This is a genomic window from Pseudolysobacter antarcticus (genome assembly GCF_004168365.1).
Taxonomy (GTDB): Bacteria; Pseudomonadota; Gammaproteobacteria; order Xanthomonadales; family Rhodanobacteraceae; genus Pseudolysobacter; species Pseudolysobacter antarcticus.
The window spans coordinates 737,656-757,914 of the sequence record NZ_CP035704.1 but is presented as its reverse complement, the minus strand read 5'-3'; the positions used below and the strand labels follow the sequence as shown (position 1 = coordinate 757,914).

The following is a 20,259-nucleotide window of genomic DNA, read 5'->3' as shown; positions in this document are numbered from 1 at the left end:
TAAAACTAAGCAGCTTGACGTTGCGCCCGGGTCGCTGCCATCGCATTGGCCAGCACGTCGAAATCCGCATACGGCAGATGCATGTGCTCGCTTAGATAACGACGGAAAATTCGCGCGCCCGGCTGACCGAGATAAAGGCCCAGCAGATGGCGGCCAATGTGATGCAGGCCGATACCACGCGCGCGACATGCGCCCACATATTCCTGCATCTGCAACAACACGTCATCGCGCGATGGCAACGGCGTGGCGTACAGCGTGTGTTCGAGTTCGGCCAGGATGTACGGATCGTGATAGGCGGCGCGACCGAGCATCACCGCATCGACATGCTGCAGATGTTGCTGCACTGCCGCCACATCGGTGATGCCGCCGTTGATGACGATATCGAGCTCGGGAAATTCCTGCTTGAGCCGATACACGCGCTGATAATTCAGCGGCGGCACATCGCGATTTTCTTTCGGGCTCAAACCCTTCAACCAGGCCTTGCGCGCATGCACGATCAGCACACGACAACCAGCGTCGCGCTGCACCGAAACAAAACGCTGCAGATCGACGTATTCGTCCTGCTCGTCGACCCCGATACGACATTTCACCGTCACTGGAATCGACACCGCATTGCGCATCGCGAGCACACATTCGCCGACCAGTTCCGGCTCGCGCATCAGGCACGCGCCAAAGCGTCCGGACTGCACGCGATCGCTCGGGCACCCGACATTCAGATTGATCTCGCGATAACCGAAATCCGCGCCGATGCGCGCCGCGGCGGCCAGCTCGCGCGGATCACTGCCGCCGAGTTGCAGCGCCACCGGTTGCTCCGCCGCATTAAACCCGAGCAAGCGCTCGCGATCGCCATGCACAATCGCCGCGCTAGTCACCATCTCGGTATAGAGCAACGCGTTCGGCGTGAGCAGACGATGGAAATACCGGCAATGCCGATCAGACCAATCCATCATCGGTGCCACACAAAGCACCCTTGCCCCATAAGACCCTGTTCTTTCGACCGATTTTTGACTGGATTGGCTCATTTTACGCTTTTCTCTGGTGCTCCAACGAAAGCCTTGGAATCAATAGTTTAGCAAAATCAATTTCTTGCAGGTAGTCCAAAAAACGTCCAAAATGCGTTGGACAACCACTCGTGGACTACCGCCATGGCTAGTATCATCGCACGCCGCCTGAAAGACGGTTCGAAGAGTTACCGAGCAACCATCACGATCAAGCGCAAGGGCATTGTCGTACATGCCGAATCTCTATCATTTCGAGCGTTGGAACTCGCCAAAAGCTGGGCTCGGCAACGCGAGGTCGAGCTCAAAGACCGTGGCGGAGTGAACAACATCGCTACAGGGAAAAATGACAAGACGGATATTGCTTCGTTGATCGATCGCTACATCACCGAGTTCAAATCAATACAGAAGTGGGGGCGCACAAAAGAGAGTCACCTTGGCTTGTTACGGAGGCTAGTAGGCCACTGGGATGCAGCAGGCCTGACCACTGAACAGGTCGTCGAACATGTCCGTCACCGTCGCATCGCCGGAACCGGCCCCGCAACAGTCAACAACGACCTAATTTGGTTGCGTACCGTGTTAAAAACCGCACGCTCTGCCTGGGGTGTTCTTGCCAATGTTCAAGCAATCGACGACGCATCACACGCGAGTCGACATCTGAAGCTCACCAGCAAATCACATCAACGCGAACGGCGTCCCAGCGGGGAAGAGATCGCGAAACTTGAAAGCTGGTTCGATCGCAACGATGGTCGTCGTCAAATTCCGATGCACGAACTTATCCGATTCGCGATCCACTCGGCACGGCGTGAAGACGAAATCTGTCGCCTGCGCTGGAACGATATCGACCGCCAATCCATGACGACGCTTATACGTGGTATGAAGGATCCGACCCGGAAGCTCGGCAATGACATTTCCGTCAAACTCTCCATGCAAGGCTTGGAAATTATCGACCGTCAGCCGAGGAGCGGAGATGAGCGCATTTTTCCGTACGACTCCAAATCTGTGAGTTCGGCTTTCACACGCGCCTGCAAAATACTCAACATCAAGGACTTGCGTTTCCACGATTTACGTCACGAAGCCACATGCCGTCTATTCGAACTCGGATACCAGATCCACGAAGTCGCCCAGTTTACGGGGCACCGTAGCTGGGCAACTCTGAAGCGATACACTCACTTGCGGGCCGCCGACGTTCGATTGAGAAATTGATGAAGGCCCCCAGCATTTGAACATCTGGTCCGTTTAAATATGTGCCAATTTTCTCCAAAGTATTGGCGTCCAAAATCTTGATTAGCCGCAAGTTCGGAGCACCGTATGGCAACCATCATCGCCCGTCGACTGAAGGACGGCTCCCTAAGCTACCGCGCGACGATTCGGATCATGCTTAGCAACAAGATGCTTCATAACGAAACTCGATCCTTTCGCAGCAAAGAATCGGCGATTCGGTGGTCGAATGAACGCGAGAGCGACATAAGAGAAAATCGCATCAGCGAAAGATCTTTGGACCCTGTCTCTGCGCAGCAAGAACACGAGCACGTGAAAGCCAAACATGCAGATTTAATTGACTCCCCCAACGATCACACGCAGTCTTCGAGCGAAATTTTACTGCTACAGCGATTTCGAGCACTTCCCACAAGGCGACAGCAAGCTCTGCTCGATATTCTCGAACAAGACTGATAGCACTACTGAACCACCCCGGTTATTGGGAGGCTCAAAACCTTACCTGATTAGCGCCGAACCTCAGCGAAGAAAATTGCAAGCCAATCGCAGCGAGGCTTCCGAACGAGGCTTGGACAACAACATCGCGTGCAGCAGTCGCGGCACTGCTGGCGCTCGCTTAAAACTGACCAGATGAGCAAGGTAATTTACGCTCAAAATTGACCAGGGTGTTCAACCTGTCGTCGCGAATCCGACGCCCACATAGATATCGCATTCCAAGGAATGAAAATACCAGCAACCTTTGTTCTCAGCTCGCGGAATGAAGTGAGAAATGATCGAGACGCGAACCATCAAGGGCGCCATGCAATCAGTGATGCTAAGTCAAACCACCAGCTTCACAAGGACGTCTTACGATGAAGGTCTCACTCCTTGAGATTAATTCCTGTCAAGATCAAAAGATATTCGTACGCATTGAAGGGGAAATGTCATGGAGGAACTTCGCCCCTCGGATCTGAAATCGATCCTCCATTCTAAACGTGCGCACATCTATTACCTGGAACACTGCAGGGTATTGGTCAATGGCGGGCGCGTTGAATACGTCACCGATGAAGGCAAGCGCTCCCTGTATTGGAATATTCCGATCGCCAATACCACGACTGTGTTGTTGGGCACGGGAACATCCGTCACTCAATCGGCGATGCGCGAACTGGCGAAGGCCGGTGTACTGGTAGGTTTTTGCGGTGGTGGCGGCACGCCATTATTCAGTGCCAACGAAGTCGATATGGACGTCGCCTGGTTTTCGCCACAAAGCGAATATCGCCCCACCGAATATTTGCAACGCTGGGTGCGCTTCTGGTTCGACGATGCCTTGCGACTGGAAGCGGCGAAGCATTTTCAACGCGCACGGCTGCAAAGAATACGCGAGTACTGGCTGGGCAATCGTGCGTTACGCGATGCCGGATTCACTATTCGCGCCGAAACGCTCGAGCCCGCACTCGATAGCTCACTGCATGCGATCGACCTCGCTCCCGACAACACCTTCCTGCTCACGGAAGAAGCGAGGCTCACCAAGCATCTTTTCAAGCTCGCTGCGCGCGCCATGCAATATGGCGATTTTGTGCGCGCCAAGCGTGGTGATGGCGGTGATCCGGCCAACCGTTTTCTCGACCATGGCAACTATCTCGCTTACGGCCTGGGCGCCACCGCAGCATGGGTGCTCGGCCTGCCGCATGGCCTCGCGATATTGCATGGAAAAACGCGGCGTGGCGGGCTCGTGTTCGATATTGCAGATCTGGTCAAGGATGCGATTGTGCTGCCGCAAGCTTTCATTTCGGCGATGCGCGGCGACGAGGAACAAGACTTCCGCCAGTCCTGCATCGAGAATCTGAGCCGCAGCGAGTCACTGGATTTCATGATCGACACGGTCAAGGCCGTTGCCGAAAAAATGGCGTTGTCTGCACCATGAATGTTCTGTTGGTATCCCAATGCGACAAACGCGCGTTGACCGAGACGCGACGCATTCTCGACCAGTTCGCCGAACGCCGCGGTGAACGGACGTGGCAGACGCCGATCACTCGCGAAGGCCTCGATACCCTGCGCCGACTGCTGCGCAAGACGGCTCGTAAGAACACCGCTGTCGCCTGCCACTGGATCCGTGGTCGCGATCACAGCGAACTGATCTGGATCGTCGGCGATATGCGTCGTTTTAATACCGAAGGCGCGGTGCCGACCAATACGACCACGCGCGACGTGCTGCGCAACGCGAGCGAGAACGATTGGCACAGCGGCGAGGACATCCAGTTGCTCGCGCAAATGGCAGCCTTGCTGCATGACCTTGGTAAAGCCAGCGTTGCCTTCCAGGGGCGGCTGCGCAAACCAGTCATGGAAAAAAATCTCTACCGCCACGAATGGGTTTCGCTGCGTATGTTCGCCGCTTTTGTCGGCACTGACGACGATGAGACATGGCTTAGGCGCCTGGCTGCCCCAACCGCTGCGGATGACGCCCGCTGGACTGAGCAAGGCCGCTATTGGCGGGACGGGCTGGATGATGCAGCGCCGCCGCCGTTCGCACAATTGCCGCCGCTGGCTGCGGCCATCGCATGGCTGGTCGTGACCCATCATCGCCTGCCGGTCGTTCCTGTATACGACGACAAAAACGAACAGCGTTGGCTGGGTGCGCGGTCGCCCGAATTCGCTCCGAAGCAGTTCGCCAACATCCTCGAAGGCATTACGCACGGCTGGAATGAAATCAAGCGTGCCGCGTCGCCTGAAGACATTGCACGCTACTGGGATCTGGCCGACATCTTGCCGACGGCCCATCCAAAGTGGCGATCGAAAGCCACACAACTGGCTGCACGATTGCAGACACTGCGTCGCCGTCCCGACAAAGGCGCGTGGCTCGACAACCCTTATGCGATGCATCTGGCGCGCCTTGGCCTGATGCTCGCCGATCATAATTATTCCAGTCTTACGCCTGCTTCACCGGAACGCGTCAAGGGCGATGGCAAAGGCCACCTTTTTGCGAACACACATTCCGACGGCACGCTGAAGCAGTCACTGGACGAGCATCTGCTGGGCGTTGCACGCGGCGCTGGTAGCATCGTGCGCTCGCTTCCCGGCTTTGAACACAGGCTGCCTCGTTTGGCTCGCCACAAAGGCTTGCGCAAGCGCAGCGAAACCGCTCGCTTCCGCTGGCAGGATTGGGCGGCGGATGCGGCCGAAAATCTGCGCAGGCAGGCCGCCGAACATGGCGCCTTCATCGTCAACATGGCATCGACCGGCTGCGGCAAGACACTCGCCAACGCCCGTATCATGAACGCGCTCGCCGAGCCGCACGCTGGCATGCGCTGCACCTTCGCGCTCGGGTTGCGCACACTGACGATGCAAACCGGGCGCGCATATCGGCAAGACCTGCATCTCAACGAGGACGAACTGGCCGTGCGTGTCGGTGGTTCAGCCAGTCGCGACCTGTTCGACTACTATCTGGAGAAAGCCGAAGCCACCGGCTCGGCTTCGATTCAGGCGCTGATCGAAGAAGATGGGCATGTCCTGTATGAAGGCGCCTATGCCGACGATGGCCTGCTTGGCAAGGCGATGAGCGATCCCGCGATCCGCTCGCTGCTTTCCGCGCCAATGCTCGTCTGCACGATCGACCATTTGATGCCAGCGACGGAGAGCCTGCGCGCAGGCCGGCAGATCGCACCGATGCTGCGTCTGATGAGCAGCGATCTTGTGCTCGACGAACTCGATGATTTCGACTTGCCCGATCTGCCCGCGCTCGCACGGCTGATGCATTGGGCCGGGCTGCTCGGCACGCGTGTGCTGATCTCCTCCGCCACGCTGCCGCCAGCACTGGTGGAAGGCATGTTTCTCGCCTATCGCGCGGGACGCGAACACTATCAGCGCAATCGTGGCACACAGATCAGCGCAGCCGCGTCACTGGAAATCCCCTGCCTCTGGACGGACGAATGCGGCGCTAGCGCTCACAGTTGCGGCAGCGTGGAATCGTTTCGGCTGCACCACGCCGGGTTCGTGCAAAAGCGCGTGGACAAATTGCGCACAGCAGAGCCGCGGCGTTGCGCTGTACTGCTGCCGTTACAGATCGCCGCCAGGAAGGAAGCCGATATCCGGCGCGAATTCGCCAAGCAGTTGCAAGGCGCCATCGTTCAAGCGCATGCCGCGCACGCGGAGAACTGCCCGACCAGCGGCAAGCGCATCAGCTTCGGGCTGGTGCGCATGGCGAACATCGAGCCGCTGTTCGATGTCGCGTTGGAGCTGTTCCGGCTCGGTGCGCCGGAGGAGCACCGTATTCATCTTTGCGTATATCACTCACGCTTTCCGCTACTGCTGCGCTCAGCCATCGAGAACCGGCTGGATACAACACTCAACCGCCGCAAATCTGAGGCTGTCTACACGCTGCCGGAAATACGCAACGCCATCGACGCACATCCTGAAACTAACCACGTGTTTGTCGTGCTCGCCTCTCCTGTCTGTGAGGTCGGGCGTGATTGGGATGCGGACTGGGCCATCGCCGAACCCTCATCGATGCGCTCGTTGATCCAGTTGGCCGGTCGCGTACAGCGCCATCGCAACAAGCCCTGCACGTCGCCGAACATCTTCGTCTTCGATACCAACCTGCGGCATTTCGAAACGCCCAAGGACAAAGACAACCAGCCCGCGGCCGCCTTCGTGTGCCCGGGATTCGAAGCGGAAGGACAACGTGTCGCAGATCCGTTCCGACTGACCAGCCACCGTCTCGAAAAACTGCTGCGCAAAGAGGAATACGAGTGCATCACGGCGATTCCGCGTATCCAACCGGAACCTGCGGACAGGCGGGAACCCAAAACGAAACTCGTCGATCTGGAACACGCACGCCTCGCCGACATGATGGAGCCCGCCGACCTCGACGCGATTGCGCGCCCCGTGCCGCGCGGCGCGAAATCGCCAAGAAATGAACTCAACGCGGCAAGCGCGTGGCAATACCCGCGGGCCGCGCTGACCGGCGTGCTGCCGCAGCAGCAGCCGTTCCGCGACGACTCGATACCCGAAGTCGAACTCGTGTTCTTACCGAACTAAGATGGCGACGATCTCGTTCTGCATCGCATCGAGAAAACGCTGCATCGCGGCGCGCCCACAATTTACACATGTATACAAAATAGCCTGCTCGCTATCGTCCCGATCGAGAACAAAATGGGAGCACGCATCGCCGCGTGGGGCAGCAACTCGCTGCTTGAGCTGCTCGAAGATCAAGCCGTTGCGCAAGAACTCTCGCTGCGCACTTGCGGCGAGAAATTCACCATTACAAGAGCTCTAAATTGTAATTACGGCTGGCGATATCACTCCTGCTTAGGCTTTGCAAAGAAAGGCGATGGCTGACTAGATCATTGAGCTGCCTGTGCGGCAGTAAAGGCCCTTCAAAATCAAAGAGAGGGGAGACTATTTTCTGAGCTACCTAATCGGCATTATAAAGAGCGGGGATACTATGGTTGATAAATTCATATAGCCATGCTCTAATGAGATCGCTCGGGCCGTTGGCGCGGCCCGAGCACAGAGCAACTTGCCGGTTGGCCCCGGCCCTAAGCGCGAGGATGTCGCGAAAAGGAGGATTAGGAAACGTGATTAGCAACTGCATGATTGGCATACCGAACTGAGGGCTGCGTCCTCGTACCTATCACATCCCTACGGCGAAGTTACCGTAGGGATTCTACAGCTCCGGCTTAGTCAAGTCGAACAAGGAATCTCTAATCATGACCGAAGATACTGAACGAACCACTCGTTCTGCGCTCTTTCGCTCCGCCATCACCCAGTTCATCCATGAACGGCGCGACGCGAAACTGAAGGCAACGAGCGAAGACACCAACGAAACCACCTCATCGAAATACGAGTATGGCGCGTGGCTCGCGGACGCCGCGCGACGCGTGAACCAGATCCAGGCCGTCACGCATGTCCTCAAGGCAACCCATCCGGATGCACGCGGCAGCAACTTGCACGCCGCGCCGGAAACACTTCCCGCTCATGCGGAGATTGGCACGCATGTGCTGGGCGCTTCCTACGCGGACGATATCGTCGGCAACGCCGCTGCGCTGGACGTTTACAAGCTTCTCAAGATCGAGGTGGATGGCAAACGACTGCTGGACTGGATGCAAGTCGATGACACCGACCTGCTCACGGCACTACACGACGATGTTGCAGTTGCCAAGACATGGGCCAATGCCTTCAAGGGCCTTCTACGACCCGTCGAAAGCTGGTCGTCGCACGAAAAAGCCAAGCAACTCTACTGGTGCGTAAAAGGCGAACCAACGGACAACGCCAGCTATCACCTGTTGCAACCGATGTTCTCCAGCACACTCACCCACGCCGTGCATGCCGAGATCAATGACGCACGCTTCGGTGAAAGCAACAAACTCGCGCGACAGGCATGGCGTGAGCGCAAACCGCACGAGGGCTTTTATCGCGACTATCGCCAATTGCTGGCGCGCAAACTCGGCGGTACCAAACCGCAGAATATCAGTCAGCTCAATAGCGAACGCGGTGGCGTGAATTACCTGCTGGCTTCGTTGCCACCGTCATGGGATCTCACGACACCAAAGACCCTGCTCAAGCTCGATACCGCGCTATCGCGTTTCGCACGATATGAAGGCGTAGGTGATCTCGTCGATGCGCTGTGCCGCCTGCTCACGAGCAACCCGGGCAAGACCATGGAACCCCGAGTGAAGCGCGAGTTCATCGAGCAGGCGCTCGGGCAAAGTCTGGCCGCATTCGGGGCTGAGATCTCCGCGCGCTTCGACCCGGGATGGACACGCGACGATCAATGCGAATTGCCGTTGTGCGAGCGGCTCTGGCTTGATCCTGACCGAGCGGAACTCCCGATCCGCGACGAGTACGCCGAGGAAGATCGCGCCTTCATTGCCGCACGGGAATGGGGCGACTGGCCCGATGAGGTAGCACATCGTTTCGGCAACTGGCTCAACGCGATTCTGCTTGAAAAAGGGCTATCGGTAGGTGATGCAGAACATGCGCACTGGGCGCGTCAGGCTATCGTGGATGCGGCGTGGCCGGTGACGATGCAGCGACGCGCCGTTGCGCCGACGAAAGCCGTGGAGAGTACCCATGAGTGAATGCCCGCATTTCGATCACCTGTTGGTGATTCCGCGCTTACGTGTGCAAAACGCCAATGCGATCTCCAGCCCGCAGACGCACGGCTTTCCTTCGATGACGGCATTTCTCGGGGCGATGTGGGCACTCGAACGCCGCACGCATGAGGCGGGAATGGACATCCAGTTCAACGCCGTCGGTGTGGTTTGCCACGCGCATCAGGAGCAGTCGTCGCCAGGACAATACCGCAACGATGCGGGCGCGTTCCATCAGACGCGCAATCCGATCGAACGTGATGGCAGCGTGGCCGGGATTGTCCAGGAAGGCCGCATCCATTTGGACCTCACCTTGATCTTTGCCGTGCAAGGCAACGCGCTCGATGCTGCGACTGATAGAGGCCAACTGCTCGCGAAGCAGGTGCGCGGACATCTCGATGTAATGCGTATCGCAGGTGGCAGCGTGGTTCCCGCAAACGTATCCGCTCATCGACAAATGCCTTATGTCGTAGCACTCAGCGGAGACGAAAAAGGCCGCAACGCTAAATTCCAGTCCGCAAAATTGCGATGGCTGCCCGGCTCCGCTCTGGTTGCACGTGACGACCTGATTGCACAACGCCATCAGCAGTTGCAGACAGAAAATTCGGGAAGCTCTCGCCTCGACGCGTGGCTCTCGCTCTCGCGCATCAATTGGCATGGCGATACGGCGCCGGGCGAGAGCAAGGATGCCGAACGCCGAACCGTGGGGTGGACACACGACCGCAAGGGCGCCGGCTGGATCGTGCCGATCCCCGTCGGCTACGGCGCGCTGAGCGACGTGCTCGACGCGGACATGGTCGCCAATGCACGGGATGCGGAAACGCCGTTTTGTTTCGTCGAAAGCCTCTATTCGATGGGCGAATGGTTGGGTGCGCATCGTCTGCAATCGCCGCAGCAAATGCTCTGGTATGCGGACAGTCAGCCCGAGAACGGCCTCTATCGCTGCCGCAACGATTACGCGCCACCTGCTCAATACGACTTCGACTGAACGTCCTATCAAACCACAAGGAATTTCATCATGGCTAATGAATCTCTCAAAACTGCTTCTGTCCTCGCTTTTGAACGCAAACTCGATCCGTCCGATGCACTTTTCTTCGCTGGCGCGTGGAGTGAACGCGGTGCAAGCGCAAACTGGAAACCCATCGTCATCAACGAAAAATCCGTACGCGGCACGATCTCCAATCGCCTCAAGGCAGGCCAGCAAGACCCGGCCAAGCTCGATGCAGCCATCGAGAATCCGAATCTGCAAACGGTCGATGTCGCAGCGCTTCCCGCAGATGCCGATACGCTCAAAATCAGTTTCACCCTGCGTGTACTCGGCGGCACGGGCTCGCCCTCCGCGTGCAACGGTGCGGACTATCGCCTCAAATTGCTTGCTACGGTGAAAAGCTATGTCGATGCCAACGGTTTCGGCGAACTCGCGCGGCGCTACGCACGCAATCTCGCCAACGGTCGCTTTCTATGGCGAAATCGCATCGGCACAGAAGCCGCTGAGGTTCGTATCGCGCACCTAGTTGATGGAGCCGCCAAATCCGAATGGACATTCGACGCGCTAGCGCTACCGCTGCGCGGTTTCGATACGCCAACAGACGCGAAGATCGCCGCTGGATTGACTGAACTCGCCACCTTGATCGGTGAAGGCCTCGCCGGGAAACAACACGTGCTGCTGCGAATCACTGCCTTTGCACGCATCGGCGCTGGTCAGGAGGTATTCCCCTCGCAGGAGCTGATCCTTGACCGCAGCCGCGGCGACAAGAGCAAAACGTTGTACCAAGTAAACGGCATTGCAGGCATTCATTCACAGAAACTCGGGAATGCCATTCGCACCATCGACACGTGGTACCAAGAATCGGATGAAAACGGCCCGATCGCGGTAGAGCCCTATGGCTCGGTGACGACTCAGGGCAAGGCGTACCGCCAGCCACGTGGCACCAAGGACGACTTCTACACCCTGCTTGATGGATGGGTTCTCAAGGACAAGACGCCGGAGATCGATCAACAACATTTCGTAATCGCTACACTGATCCGCGGCGGCGTATTCGGCGAGGCGGGCTGAGGTATGAATCTGAGCCATTACCTCGACATCAAATTACTTCCTGACCCGGAATTCTCCGCGATCCTTCTTCTGGAGGCGCTTTATGCGAAATTTCATCGTGCATTGGTGACGCAACATAGCGATCAAATCGGCGTGAGCTTTCCGCAATATCGGCTCAAGCCACGCACGCTGGGAAACACCGTGAGATTGCACGGATCGGAGCAAGATCTTCTGGCGTTGGACGCTACGAATTGGCTCACGGGAATGCGTGACCATATTCATTTGTCTCCTATCTCGCCCGTTCCGGAATCCACAAAATTTCAGGTGTTCAAACGCCGGCAATTCAAGACAAACGCTGATCGTCTACGCAGGCGGCGAATGGCACGAAAAGGGGAAACCTACGAACAGGCAGTTTCCGCAATACCATCGTCGGTTGAACGGGAACCGGATCTGCCGTACTTGAACCTGCGAAGCCACAGCACCGGACAACGCTTTTGTCTTTTCGTCGAACTCGGCAATCGAACGGATCGCCCCACGGAAGGCATTTTCAATTGCTATGGATTGAGTCAGAACGCAACGGTTCCTTGGTTCTGACCCTTTCCGAAAGGAAATTTTTCTCTCTTGCAAAATCAGCAGCTTGGCTGCCCCTGAAAAATTTGGGGTAGCCAAGCTATATGCGCCACGTTCATTGAAAACATAGGGAATATATTTACACCGCTCTAGTTCGCTGCCGCATAGGCAGCTCAGAAAAATGCGCGAAGCGGCGGTGGACTCACACTGTTGTTCGCTGCCGCATAGGCAGCTCAGAAAAGTAGTCGCAAAACCGTTGAACCGGCGCCGACGTTCGCTGCCGCATAGGCAGCTCAGAAATGATGGATTGGTGGCGCTGTCACAACGGTGAGGTTCGCTGCCGCATAGGCAGCTCAGAAATGTGAGGTTGCGCTCAAGCTCCCGTAATTTATGTTCGCTGCCGCATAGGCAGCTCAGAAAACCAATCCATCAGGAGGTCGCCTCGCTTGAAAGTTCGCTGCCGCATAGGCAGCTCAGAAAATTTCGCGATAGAAACTGTCGTAAACCTCTGCGTTCGCTGCCGCATAGGCAGCTCAGAAAGCAATTTCGTTGTGCGGAATGCTGCTCTGGGTTCTACCCCGTTTTGGCGGACGGTTGAGTTAAGGTTATAAATCTTTGGTCTAGCTTATCAAGTCGTCGTTGCATACGTGGGTTGTGGAAGCGCTCGATATAGTCAAAAACATCCGAGCGTGCGTCGGCCAGTGACAGGTAACGACGGCGATAAATGCGCTCGCGCTTGAGCATACCGAAGAATCCCTCGGCGGCAGCATTGTCGCCACAGTGGCCCACATCACTCATGCTGCTGATGAGGTGGTGATCGGCGAGGAAGCGTTGATATTCGCCGCTGGTGAATTGGGTTCCTCGATCTGAATGCAGCACCACGGGCGTGGTGTCCGTTCGCTGCCAGCAGGCCATCTGCACCGCCTTGAGAACCAGGTGACGATCCTGGATACCCGACATGGACCAACCAATGATCGTGTGGCTGAACAGGTCGAGCACCGTGCAGAGGTAGAGCCAGCCTTCGCCGGTGTGGATGTAGGTGATGTCGGTGACCCATTTTGTATTGGGTTCCAGCGCCGAGAAGTCACGTTGCAGATGATTGCGCACGTGCAGCGGTCGCACGCCGCTACGCTTGCTGCGCCAGGCTCGCCGCTGTGGAATCCCGAATAATCCGTTGCTGGCCATCAGGCGTGCCACCCGATTGGGACTCGCCGTTTCACCGGCATAGCTCAGCTCCTCATGCATGCGTGGCATGCCCAGTACCCCATCGCTGATGCTATGAAGCGCTTTTATCTGCACCAGTAATCGCTGGTTGTCCTTCGCTCGCGCACTCAAGGGGCGTTTGCACCACGCATGAAAACCGCTGCTCGATACCTTCAGGCATCGACACATCAGTTGCACGGGATAGACCGTGCGGCAGCGCTGGATCGTCTGAAACTTCAACGCGATTCCTTCGCGAAGAACGCTGCCGCATCGCGCAAAAAATCGCGTTCCTTCTTGACCCGCGCCAGCTCACGCTTGAGTGCGGCCATCTCTTCATCCCGCGGTACGCCAGAGCCCGGGAAAGCGTGGCGTTTACCGCTGGCCAATTCCCGCCGCCAACGGCTCAGCACCCCTTCACCCACACCGATATCGCGAGCTATCTGGCTAACATTGGCACCGGCCTGATGAGTCAGACCCACTGCCTCCCGTTTGAACTCATCACTAAATGTTCTTCGCTTGGACATGACACTCCTTTTTGCCGATCATCGGCCTTGTTGGAAGTGTCCGCCATAACGGGGTAGAACCCTCTTGGTGTTCGCTGCCGCATAGGCAGCTCAGAAAAAGTAGAAAATTTCTAAGCGGCTTTTGATACGGTTCGCTGCCGCATAGGCAGCTCAGAAAAGCGCGGTGATTAGCAGCGAGCAAATGCCGACGTTCGCTGCCGCATAGGCAGCTCAGAAAACACGGCACACAATCGGTGTGCGAATAAAGCGGTTCGCTGCCGCATAGGCAGCTCAGAAACTAGTCAGACAGGCTAGCTATCAAGGAGCATAGTTCGCTGCCGCATAGGCAGCTCAGAAATTGGTTGACATGCTCGCCCTCGCTATCAATCAGTTCGCTGCCGCATAGGCAGCTCAGAAAGCGTGCAAGTTTCCCCTCGCTTTGCAACTTTGGTTCGCTGCCGCATAGGCAGCTCAGAAAAGTAGGCACGTCCGTTTATACCCTGGTGACGCGTTCGCTGCCGCATAGGCAGCTCAGAAAAGGGACGAACCGTTGCAGCTCAATCGACCATGGTTCGCTGCCGCATAGGCAGCTCAGAAAGAGAACTTGCTGCAGGATTACACGCAAGTGGAGTTCGCTGCCGCATAGGCAGCTCAGAAAGCTGCTTTGACATCCTGCCGCCACGGCTTCACGTTCGCTGCCGCATAGGCAGCTCAGAAAAGTAAAGGCCCAGCGCTAAGCACTGAAAGATGGTTCGCTGCCGCATAGGCAGCTCAGAAAATCATCGCGCGTGATGCAGAAGTGCATGGCGAGTTCGCTGCCGCATAGGCAGCTCAGAAACGCAAAGGTGTTTGGCTGAGCGCCGAAGAATGGTTCGCTGCCGCATAGGCAGCTCAGAAATACTTGCAGAAACAGGAAAATCTGGCTGCAACGTTCGCTGCCGCATAGGCAGCTCAGAAAAATGGATCAGCCGCGTGGGCTTCGGAACTGCCGTTCGCTGCCGCATAGGCAGCTCAGAAAATCATAGGCCGATGTTCCAGCAGCGCCACCGCGTTCGCTGCCGCATAGGCAGCTCAGAAAGTCTGGTGAAAGGTGCGGAGCGCGAAGGCGCAGTTCGCTGCCGCATAGGCAGCTCAGAAATTGGAAATCCGTATAGGCTTTCTGCTCGATCGGTTCGCTGCCGCATAGGCAGCTCAGAAAATCAAGAGTTCGGCGCGCCCGATGGGTGACGCGTTCGCTGCCGCATAGGCAGCTCAGAAAATATCTTTGATGCGCTCAAGCGCGTGCGCAGGGTTCGCTGCCGCATAGGCAGCTCAGAAACTAGCCGTACGTGTTGCGTAACCTAGTCCCGTGTTCGCTGCCGCATAGGCAGCTCAGAAATATCCCGTCTGCTGGCTCTAGTCATATTTTCGGTTCGCTGCCGCATAGGCAGCTCAGAAATAACGTGCCATCTTTTCTGTCTGCTATCACTTGTTCGCTGCCGCATAGGCAGCTCAGAAACATGCAACAAGCCACGCAACGATGCTCGGGTGGTTCGCTGCCGCATAGGCAGCTCAGAAAAATTCCGAGCGCACCGAGGACACCGATCACAAGTTCGCTGCCGCATAGGCAGCTCAGAAACCACCCATTCACACAGCGCTGATCGGCGCAGAGTTCGCTGCCGCATAGGCAGCTCAGAAAACGCCGCATGGTCACGTGTACGCGCTGGTGATGTTCGCTGCCGCATAGGCAGCTCAGAAAGCTATCGAGGATGCATTCAAGTGACCGGCAACGTTCGCTGCCGCATAGGCAGCTCAGAAATTGAGCGAGCCGTTCATCGTCAAGACCGAGTTGTTCGCTGCCGCATAGGCAGCTCAGAAATTCAACGTATACAACCATACCGGCACCACCACGTTCGCTGCCGCATAGGCAGCTCAGAAAGATGCTCCAATACTTGCTGTGGTCGACCCACGGTTCGCTGCCGCATAGGCAGCTCAGAAAGTAGTCGCCGCCGCGTTGCTGGCGATGCCGCTGTTCGCTGCCGCATAGGCAGCTCAGAAATCAATTTCCGAAGGCACGACCGAGCCATACCGGTTCGCTGCCGCATAGGCAGCTCAGAAAATCTGCGTGATGCTCAGCGCCATGACCCAAGCGTTCGCTGCCGCATAGGCAGCTCAGAAATGCCACCAGCCGCCGTAGGCGTTGCTGCCCTCGTTCGCTGCCGCATAGGCAGCTCAGAAAAGATGGCGGCGCTGCTGAACTGCGGCAAGCATGTTCGCTGCCGCATAGGCAGCTCAGAAAAACTCTTCGCCATTCTCTTCGTCCCATGCCTCGTTCGCTGCCGCATAGGCAGCTCAGAAAACGTTGCCGCTGTCGGCACAAGACAACGCACGGTTCGCTGCCGCATAGGCAGCTCAGAAAATAGATGGGTATGTGCCGCTGAGTGATGATGAGTTCGCTGCCGCATAGGCAGCTCAGAAAGTCAAAATTGAGAATCAATATAGTCCCGGATGGTTCGCTGCCGCATAGGCAGCTCAGAAATATAAACCCGCAAAGTATGCCCGCCAGCGCGCGTTCGCTGCCGCATAGGCAGCTCAGAAATGGACTGCATGCGAGGTCGAAAGCGTGGCTGTGTTCGCTGCCGCATAGGCAGCTCAGAAATTGCTGCACAATGATGTGTATAGGTTCTCGTTGTTCGCTGCCGCATAGGCAGCTCAGAAACGATAAATTCCACGCTGATGACTCGGTCAATTGTTCGCTGCCGCATAGGCAGCTCAGAAATATCGGCTGTCATACACCACGTCCACTGCGGCGTTCGCTGCCGCATAGGCAGCTCAGAAAAGCTGCGCATCCGCCTCGGCGGATTCGACCAAGTTCGCTGCCGCATAGGCAGCTCAGAAAATCAGCCACTGCGCCACCTGGTCGGCGGTGAGGTTCGCTGCCGCATAGGCAGCTCAGAAATTGCTGACGAGGTGGCCGGATGAGCGCGTTCGGTTCGCTGCCGCATAGGCAGCTCAGAAAGGCCGTGAAATTCGCGACGACTTTACCCACCGGTTCGCTGCCGCATAGGCAGCTCAGAAATACGTTGGCGGCGTGGCTGAGCTGCCCCGTCAGTTCGCTGCCGCATAGGCAGCTCAGAAATGCGAACCATACGTCGCAAAAAAGATTCAGGAGTTCGCTGCCGCATAGGCAGCTCAGAAAATTGCTGCCCGGCCCGGTGACAAGCGACAACCGTTCGCTGCCGCATAGGCAGCTCAGAAAAACGGATCTACCGGCGTCGCCATCGAAGGAAAGTTCGCTGCCGCATAGGCAGCTCAGAAATGAAATTCAAGCCGCTTAAATACACCGACTTTGTTCGCTGCCGCATAGGCAGCTCAGAAAGCTACAGCGCGCGATGTATATCGGCGAATACAGTTCGCTGCCGCATAGGCAGCTCAGAAACGAATGTCACAGTGACCGATCCGACGCCAGCCGTTCGCTGCCGCATAGGCAGCTCAGAAACCGACGTCGTCGAAGGTTTGTTCACCGCGTTCGTTCGCTGCCGCATAGGCAGCTCAGAAATATAGACTGGCGCACTACGCGGCTGGCGATTGGTTCGCTGCCGCATAGGCAGCTCAGAAATTAACGCGTGTGCGGCGGCATTGCCCGATTGTGTTCGCTGCCGCATAGGCAGCTCAGAAATGAAGAAAGATCTCCGCAGCGCTACAGATACGGTTCGCTGCCGCATAGGCAGCTCAGAAAACTTCTTGAACAGCTTGGATGCGTAATCGGGCGTTCGCTGCCGCATAGGCAGCTCAGAAAACGACGGAGATATACACGCATCTGGTTCCTGAGTTCGCTGCCGCATAGGCAGCTCAGAAAACCGGCGCGAGTGGGCCATAAAGGCGGCTATCGTTCGCTGCCGCATAGGCAGCTCAGAAAGGTTGTCCAGGTGATCACAATGCTGCCTACGTGTTCGCTGCCGCATAGGCAGCTCAGAAATGTGACACCCACTTGACATCGGGACACATTTCGTTCGCTGCCGCATAGGCAGCTCAGAAATGCGCATCCGGGGTCATCCCCGTGCGGTAGCCGTTCGCTGCCGCATAGGCAGCTCAGAAAATGTCTTGAGTACGGCTTCGATTTCCGCAGGTGTTCGCTGCCGCATAGGCAGCTCAGAAATCATGGACGCTGGCCACATCGCGCCCGGACATGTTCGCTGCCGCATAGGCAGCTCAGAAAGACACCAAAGGTGCTGCGGTTGACCTCAAAGGGTTCGCTGCCGCATAGGCAGCTCAGAAAAATCAGCACGTGTATCCAACAGACGAGCAGCAGTTCGCTGCCGCATAGGCAGCTCAGAAACTAAGCGTTGTTGCTGTTGATCGGATCTTCGTGTTCGCTGCCGCATAGGCAGCTCAGAAAGTTCGACACTACTGCTAGCCGCACTTGCTTTCGTTCGCTGCCGCATAGGCAGCTCAGAAATGGCAGAGCGTTACGGTTTGATCGGCGCACGAGTTCGCTGCCGCATAGGCAGCTCAGAAAGCAACGCGGGCAGTTAGCGCATCGATAGAATCGTTCGCTGCCGCATAGGCAGCTCAGAAAGTCGAGCGCGTACACTCGCTGCGCCGCTTTGGGTTCGCTGCCGCATAGGCAGCTCAGAAAGTTTCCCCGGCGGCCGCGGCGAAACCTACGATGTTCGCTGCCGCATAGGCAGCTCAGAAAAAAGTGTGGCCGCTCGGAGGGCTTGTGCTCGGGTTCGCTGCCGCATAGGCAGCTCAGAAATTCCCGTGCTATTGCATTTCGCGCAAGTAATCGTTCGCTGCCGCATAGGCAGCTCAGAAAAGTACCATGTGCGATTTTCAGGATCGACATAGGTTCGCTGCCGCATAGGCAGCTCAGAAATCGTAAAATGCCCGTTTTGCGGCACCCCGCACGTTCGCTGCCGCATAGGCAGCTCAGAAAACGAGAATATCAGCCGTCGCTGCCCGGATGCCGTTCGCTGCCGCATAGGCAGCTCAGAAAGATGCAGATCCGCGTGAGCGGTGATGCGCCGAGTTCGCTGCCGCATAGGCAGCTCAGAAAACTTACAAAATCACATTGAGCGACCGCGTTGGGTTCGCTGCCGCATAGGCAGCTCAGAAAGTGCTCGGTATGGATCAGCGCAAGATAGAGGCGTTCGCTGCCGCATAGGCAGCTCAGAAAAGGAAACACGCCATACCCTACCGCAGCCGAAAGTTCGCTGCCGCATAGGCAGCTCAGAAAATATGCCGACGTTCGTGCATACCTTGACGCCAGTTCGCTGCCGCATAGGCAGCTCAGAAAACGATCTACGTTGACAAAGCCATACCTGCTACGTTCGCTGCCGCATAGGCAGCTCAGAAAACTGGTGGTCGAAGAAAGGGAAGGAGAAATGAGTTCGCTGCCGCATAGGCAGCTCAGAAAGTCAGGAGAAAGACGTGAACCACGAAGACCATGTTCGCTGCCGCATAGGCAGCTCAGAAAATGACCGACCAGCACAATGAAATGCCCGATCGGTTCGCTGCCGCATAGGCAGCTCAGAAATACGGCCAGCGGCTCTGGAATAAGCGCGCGCGGTTCGCTGCCGCATAGGCAGCTCAGAAAATCACCCATGTTGTTGAGGATCAGGGCGCATTGTTCGCTGCCGCATAGGCAGCTCAGAAACACGGAAAAGCCCATACCGCCGCCGCTCCCAGGTTCGCTGCCGCATAGGCAGCTCAGAAAATGTCGCCGCCGCAAAGCATCGCTGGGTTCGCGTTCGCTGCCGCATAGGCAGCTCAGAAATTCCGAGTCGAAGCCTTTCATCGTCATCTCGAGTTCGCTGCCGCATAGGCAGCTCAGAAATTGAATTCCGAGGTCACCGTGGTGACCAGGTCGTTCGCTGCCGCATAGGCAGCTCAGAAAGTTGCCGCCCGGATGCCCCCGCGCCCGTTCTGGTTCGCTGCCGCATAGGCAGCTCAGAAAAGTAAAATGCGCCGCGCGTTCTGCTGCGCCTAGTTCGCTGCCGCATAGGCAGCTCAGAAATTCCAAAGCCCCCCGGTAAGCTTCAACCTGCTGTTCGCTGCCGCATAGGCAGCTCAGAAATGAGCGGCTGATTAGAGCCAGCGCGCGCATCGGTTCGCTGCCGCATAGGCAGCTCAGAAAAATTCGTCAAACCGCGCGTGTGCGTCGCGCATGTTCGCTGCCGCATAGGCAGCTCAGAAAAGAAGCGTACGTTCGCGGTGTTTCCCATGGAGGTTCGCTGCCGCATAGGCAGCTCAGAAAGTCACGCGCCAGATCACCGCGCACGCCGGCGTGTTCGCTGCCGCATAGGCAGCTCAGAAAAGTGGTAGTGCATGCGCTGCACCGGGCGCAGGGTTCGCTGCCGCATAGGCAGCTCAGAAAACGTTTGTCGCGCGCGTGCTTATACCCCGACCGTTCGCTACCGCATAGGCAGCTCAGAAAGCCAACCGGGGGCGATTGCACCGCGACACCATGTTCGCTGCCGCATAGGCAGCTCAGAAAACCGGGCGGACATACGAAGGTAACGGCTTTTCGTTCGCTGCCGCATAGGCAGCTCAGAAACAGGTGCTGCCGCCAACCGGGAGCACGGTGTGTGTTCGCTGCCGCATAGGCAGCTCAGAAAGGACGATGTTTGTGGCGTCGATTACGCGCAGTGTTCGCTGCCGCATAGGCAGCTCAGAAAGCCCAC

At 57.2% G+C, this 20,259-nt stretch carries 11 protein-coding genes and 2 CRISPR repeat arrays (1 of these 13 only partly in view); of the genes, 9 read left to right on the top strand and 2 right to left on the bottom strand.

Annotated features, from left to right (window positions below; all coding sequences use genetic code 11):
• Nucleotides 1-5 precede the first annotated feature (5 nt).
• On the bottom strand, nt 6-1,022 hold the full coding sequence (gene dusA, locus ELE36_RS03255) for a tRNA dihydrouridine(20/20a) synthase DusA (RefSeq protein ID WP_129831727.1): 1,017 nt from the start codon (nt 1,020-1,022) through the stop codon (nt 6-8).
• A 123-nt stretch (nt 1,023-1,145) separates the two neighbouring features.
• Here dusA and ELE36_RS03250 point away from each other — a divergent pair, with 123 nt between their 5' ends.
• From ELE36_RS03250 to cas6f, 9 genes are all read left to right on the top strand, one after another.
• A complete protein-coding gene (locus ELE36_RS03250) occupies nt 1,146-2,204 on the top strand; it encodes a tyrosine-type recombinase/integrase (protein WP_129831726.1) in 1,059 nt (352 codons plus the stop codon).
• Between the two features lie 105 nt (nt 2,205-2,309).
• Nucleotides 2,310-2,672, top strand: coding sequence for a hypothetical protein (locus ELE36_RS03245; protein WP_129831725.1), 363 nt, complete (start codon nt 2,310-2,312; stop codon nt 2,670-2,672).
• Nucleotides 2,673-3,141: 469 nt separating this feature from the next.
• Nucleotides 3,142-4,119, top strand: a complete 978-nt coding sequence (cas1f, locus tag ELE36_RS03240) for a type I-F CRISPR-associated endonuclease Cas1f (protein ID WP_129831724.1) — start codon at nt 3,142-3,144, stop codon at nt 4,117-4,119.
• Nucleotides 4,116-7,229 carry a type I-F CRISPR-associated helicase Cas3f gene (gene cas3f, locus ELE36_RS03235; protein ID WP_242512343.1) on the top strand — a complete coding sequence of 1,038 codons (3,114 nt, stop codon included), beginning with the start codon at nt 4,116-4,118 and terminating at the stop codon, nt 7,227-7,229. Before cas1f ends, cas3f begins: the two co-directional genes overlap by 4 nt.
• 114 nt (nt 7,230-7,343) lie before the next feature.
• Nucleotides 7,344-7,529: a hypothetical protein gene (locus tag ELE36_RS20640; RefSeq protein ID WP_242512342.1), complete on the top strand. Its 186-nt coding sequence runs from the start codon at nt 7,344-7,346 to the stop codon at nt 7,527-7,529.
• Nucleotides 7,530-7,900: 371 nt separating this feature from the next.
• Nucleotides 7,901-9,271, top strand: a complete 1,371-nt coding sequence (gene csy1 / locus ELE36_RS03230; RefSeq protein WP_129831723.1) for a type I-F CRISPR-associated protein Csy1 — start codon at nt 7,901-7,903, stop codon at nt 9,269-9,271.
• On the top strand, nt 9,264-10,271 hold the full coding sequence (csy2, locus tag ELE36_RS03225) for a type I-F CRISPR-associated protein Csy2 (RefSeq protein WP_129831722.1): 1,008 nt from the start codon (nt 9,264-9,266) through the stop codon (nt 10,269-10,271). Before csy1 ends, csy2 begins: the two co-directional genes overlap by 8 nt.
• A gap of 30 nt (nt 10,272-10,301) precedes the next feature.
• On the top strand, nt 10,302-11,339 hold the full coding sequence (gene csy3, locus ELE36_RS03220; RefSeq protein ID WP_129831721.1) for a type I-F CRISPR-associated protein Csy3: 1,038 nt from the start codon (nt 10,302-10,304) through the stop codon (nt 11,337-11,339).
• Between the two features lie 3 nt (nt 11,340-11,342).
• Nucleotides 11,343-11,912 carry a type I-F CRISPR-associated endoribonuclease Cas6/Csy4 gene (gene cas6f / locus ELE36_RS03215; RefSeq protein ID WP_129831720.1) on the top strand — a complete coding sequence of 190 codons (570 nt, stop codon included), beginning with the start codon at nt 11,343-11,345 and terminating at the stop codon, nt 11,910-11,912.
• 128 nt (nt 11,913-12,040) lie between these two features.
• Nucleotides 12,041-12,428: direct repeats of the CRISPR family, unit length 28 nt; unit sequence GTTCGCTGCCGCATAGGCAGCTCAGAAA.
• Between the two features lie 33 nt (nt 12,429-12,461).
• Here the strand turns inward: cas6f and ELE36_RS03210 are convergent.
• Nucleotides 12,462-13,615, bottom strand: a protein-coding gene (locus tag ELE36_RS03210; RefSeq protein WP_129831719.1) for an IS3 family transposase whose coding sequence is annotated in 2 segments (ribosomal slippage) — nt 12,462-13,375 and nt 13,375-13,615 — 1,155 coding nt in all. Because the reading frame shifts where the segments join, the coding sequence is not laid out codon by codon here.
• 68 nt (nt 13,616-13,683) lie between these two features.
• Nucleotides 13,684-20,259: a CRISPR direct-repeat array (repeat unit 28 nt; unit sequence GTTCGCTGCCGCATAGGCAGCTCAGAAA); it runs 959 nt beyond the window's last position.

What these genes read in the sequence shown, in the direction of transcription:
- dusA (WP_129831727.1), bottom strand. Translation starts at nt 1,022, where the DNA reads ATGAGCCAATCCAGTCAAAAATCGGTCGAAAGAACAGGGTCTTATGGG.
- ELE36_RS03250 (WP_129831726.1), top strand. Translation starts at nt 1,146, where the DNA reads ATGGCTAGTATCATCGCACGCCGCCTGAAAGACGGTTCGAAGAGTTAC.
- ELE36_RS03245 (WP_129831725.1), top strand. Translation starts at nt 2,310, where the DNA reads ATGGCAACCATCATCGCCCGTCGACTGAAGGACGGCTCCCTAAGCTAC.
- cas1f (WP_129831724.1), top strand. Translation starts at nt 3,142, where the DNA reads ATGGAGGAACTTCGCCCCTCGGATCTGAAATCGATCCTCCATTCTAAA.
- cas3f (WP_242512343.1), top strand. Translation starts at nt 4,116, where the DNA reads ATGAATGTTCTGTTGGTATCCCAATGCGACAAACGCGCGTTGACCGAG.
- ELE36_RS20640 (WP_242512342.1), top strand. Translation starts at nt 7,344, where the DNA reads ATGGGAGCACGCATCGCCGCGTGGGGCAGCAACTCGCTGCTTGAGCTG.
- csy1 (WP_129831723.1), top strand. Translation starts at nt 7,901, where the DNA reads ATGACCGAAGATACTGAACGAACCACTCGTTCTGCGCTCTTTCGCTCC.
- csy2 (WP_129831722.1), top strand. Translation starts at nt 9,264, where the DNA reads ATGAGTGAATGCCCGCATTTCGATCACCTGTTGGTGATTCCGCGCTTA.
- csy3 (WP_129831721.1), top strand. Translation starts at nt 10,302, where the DNA reads ATGGCTAATGAATCTCTCAAAACTGCTTCTGTCCTCGCTTTTGAACGC.
- cas6f (WP_129831720.1), top strand. Translation starts at nt 11,343, where the DNA reads ATGAATCTGAGCCATTACCTCGACATCAAATTACTTCCTGACCCGGAA.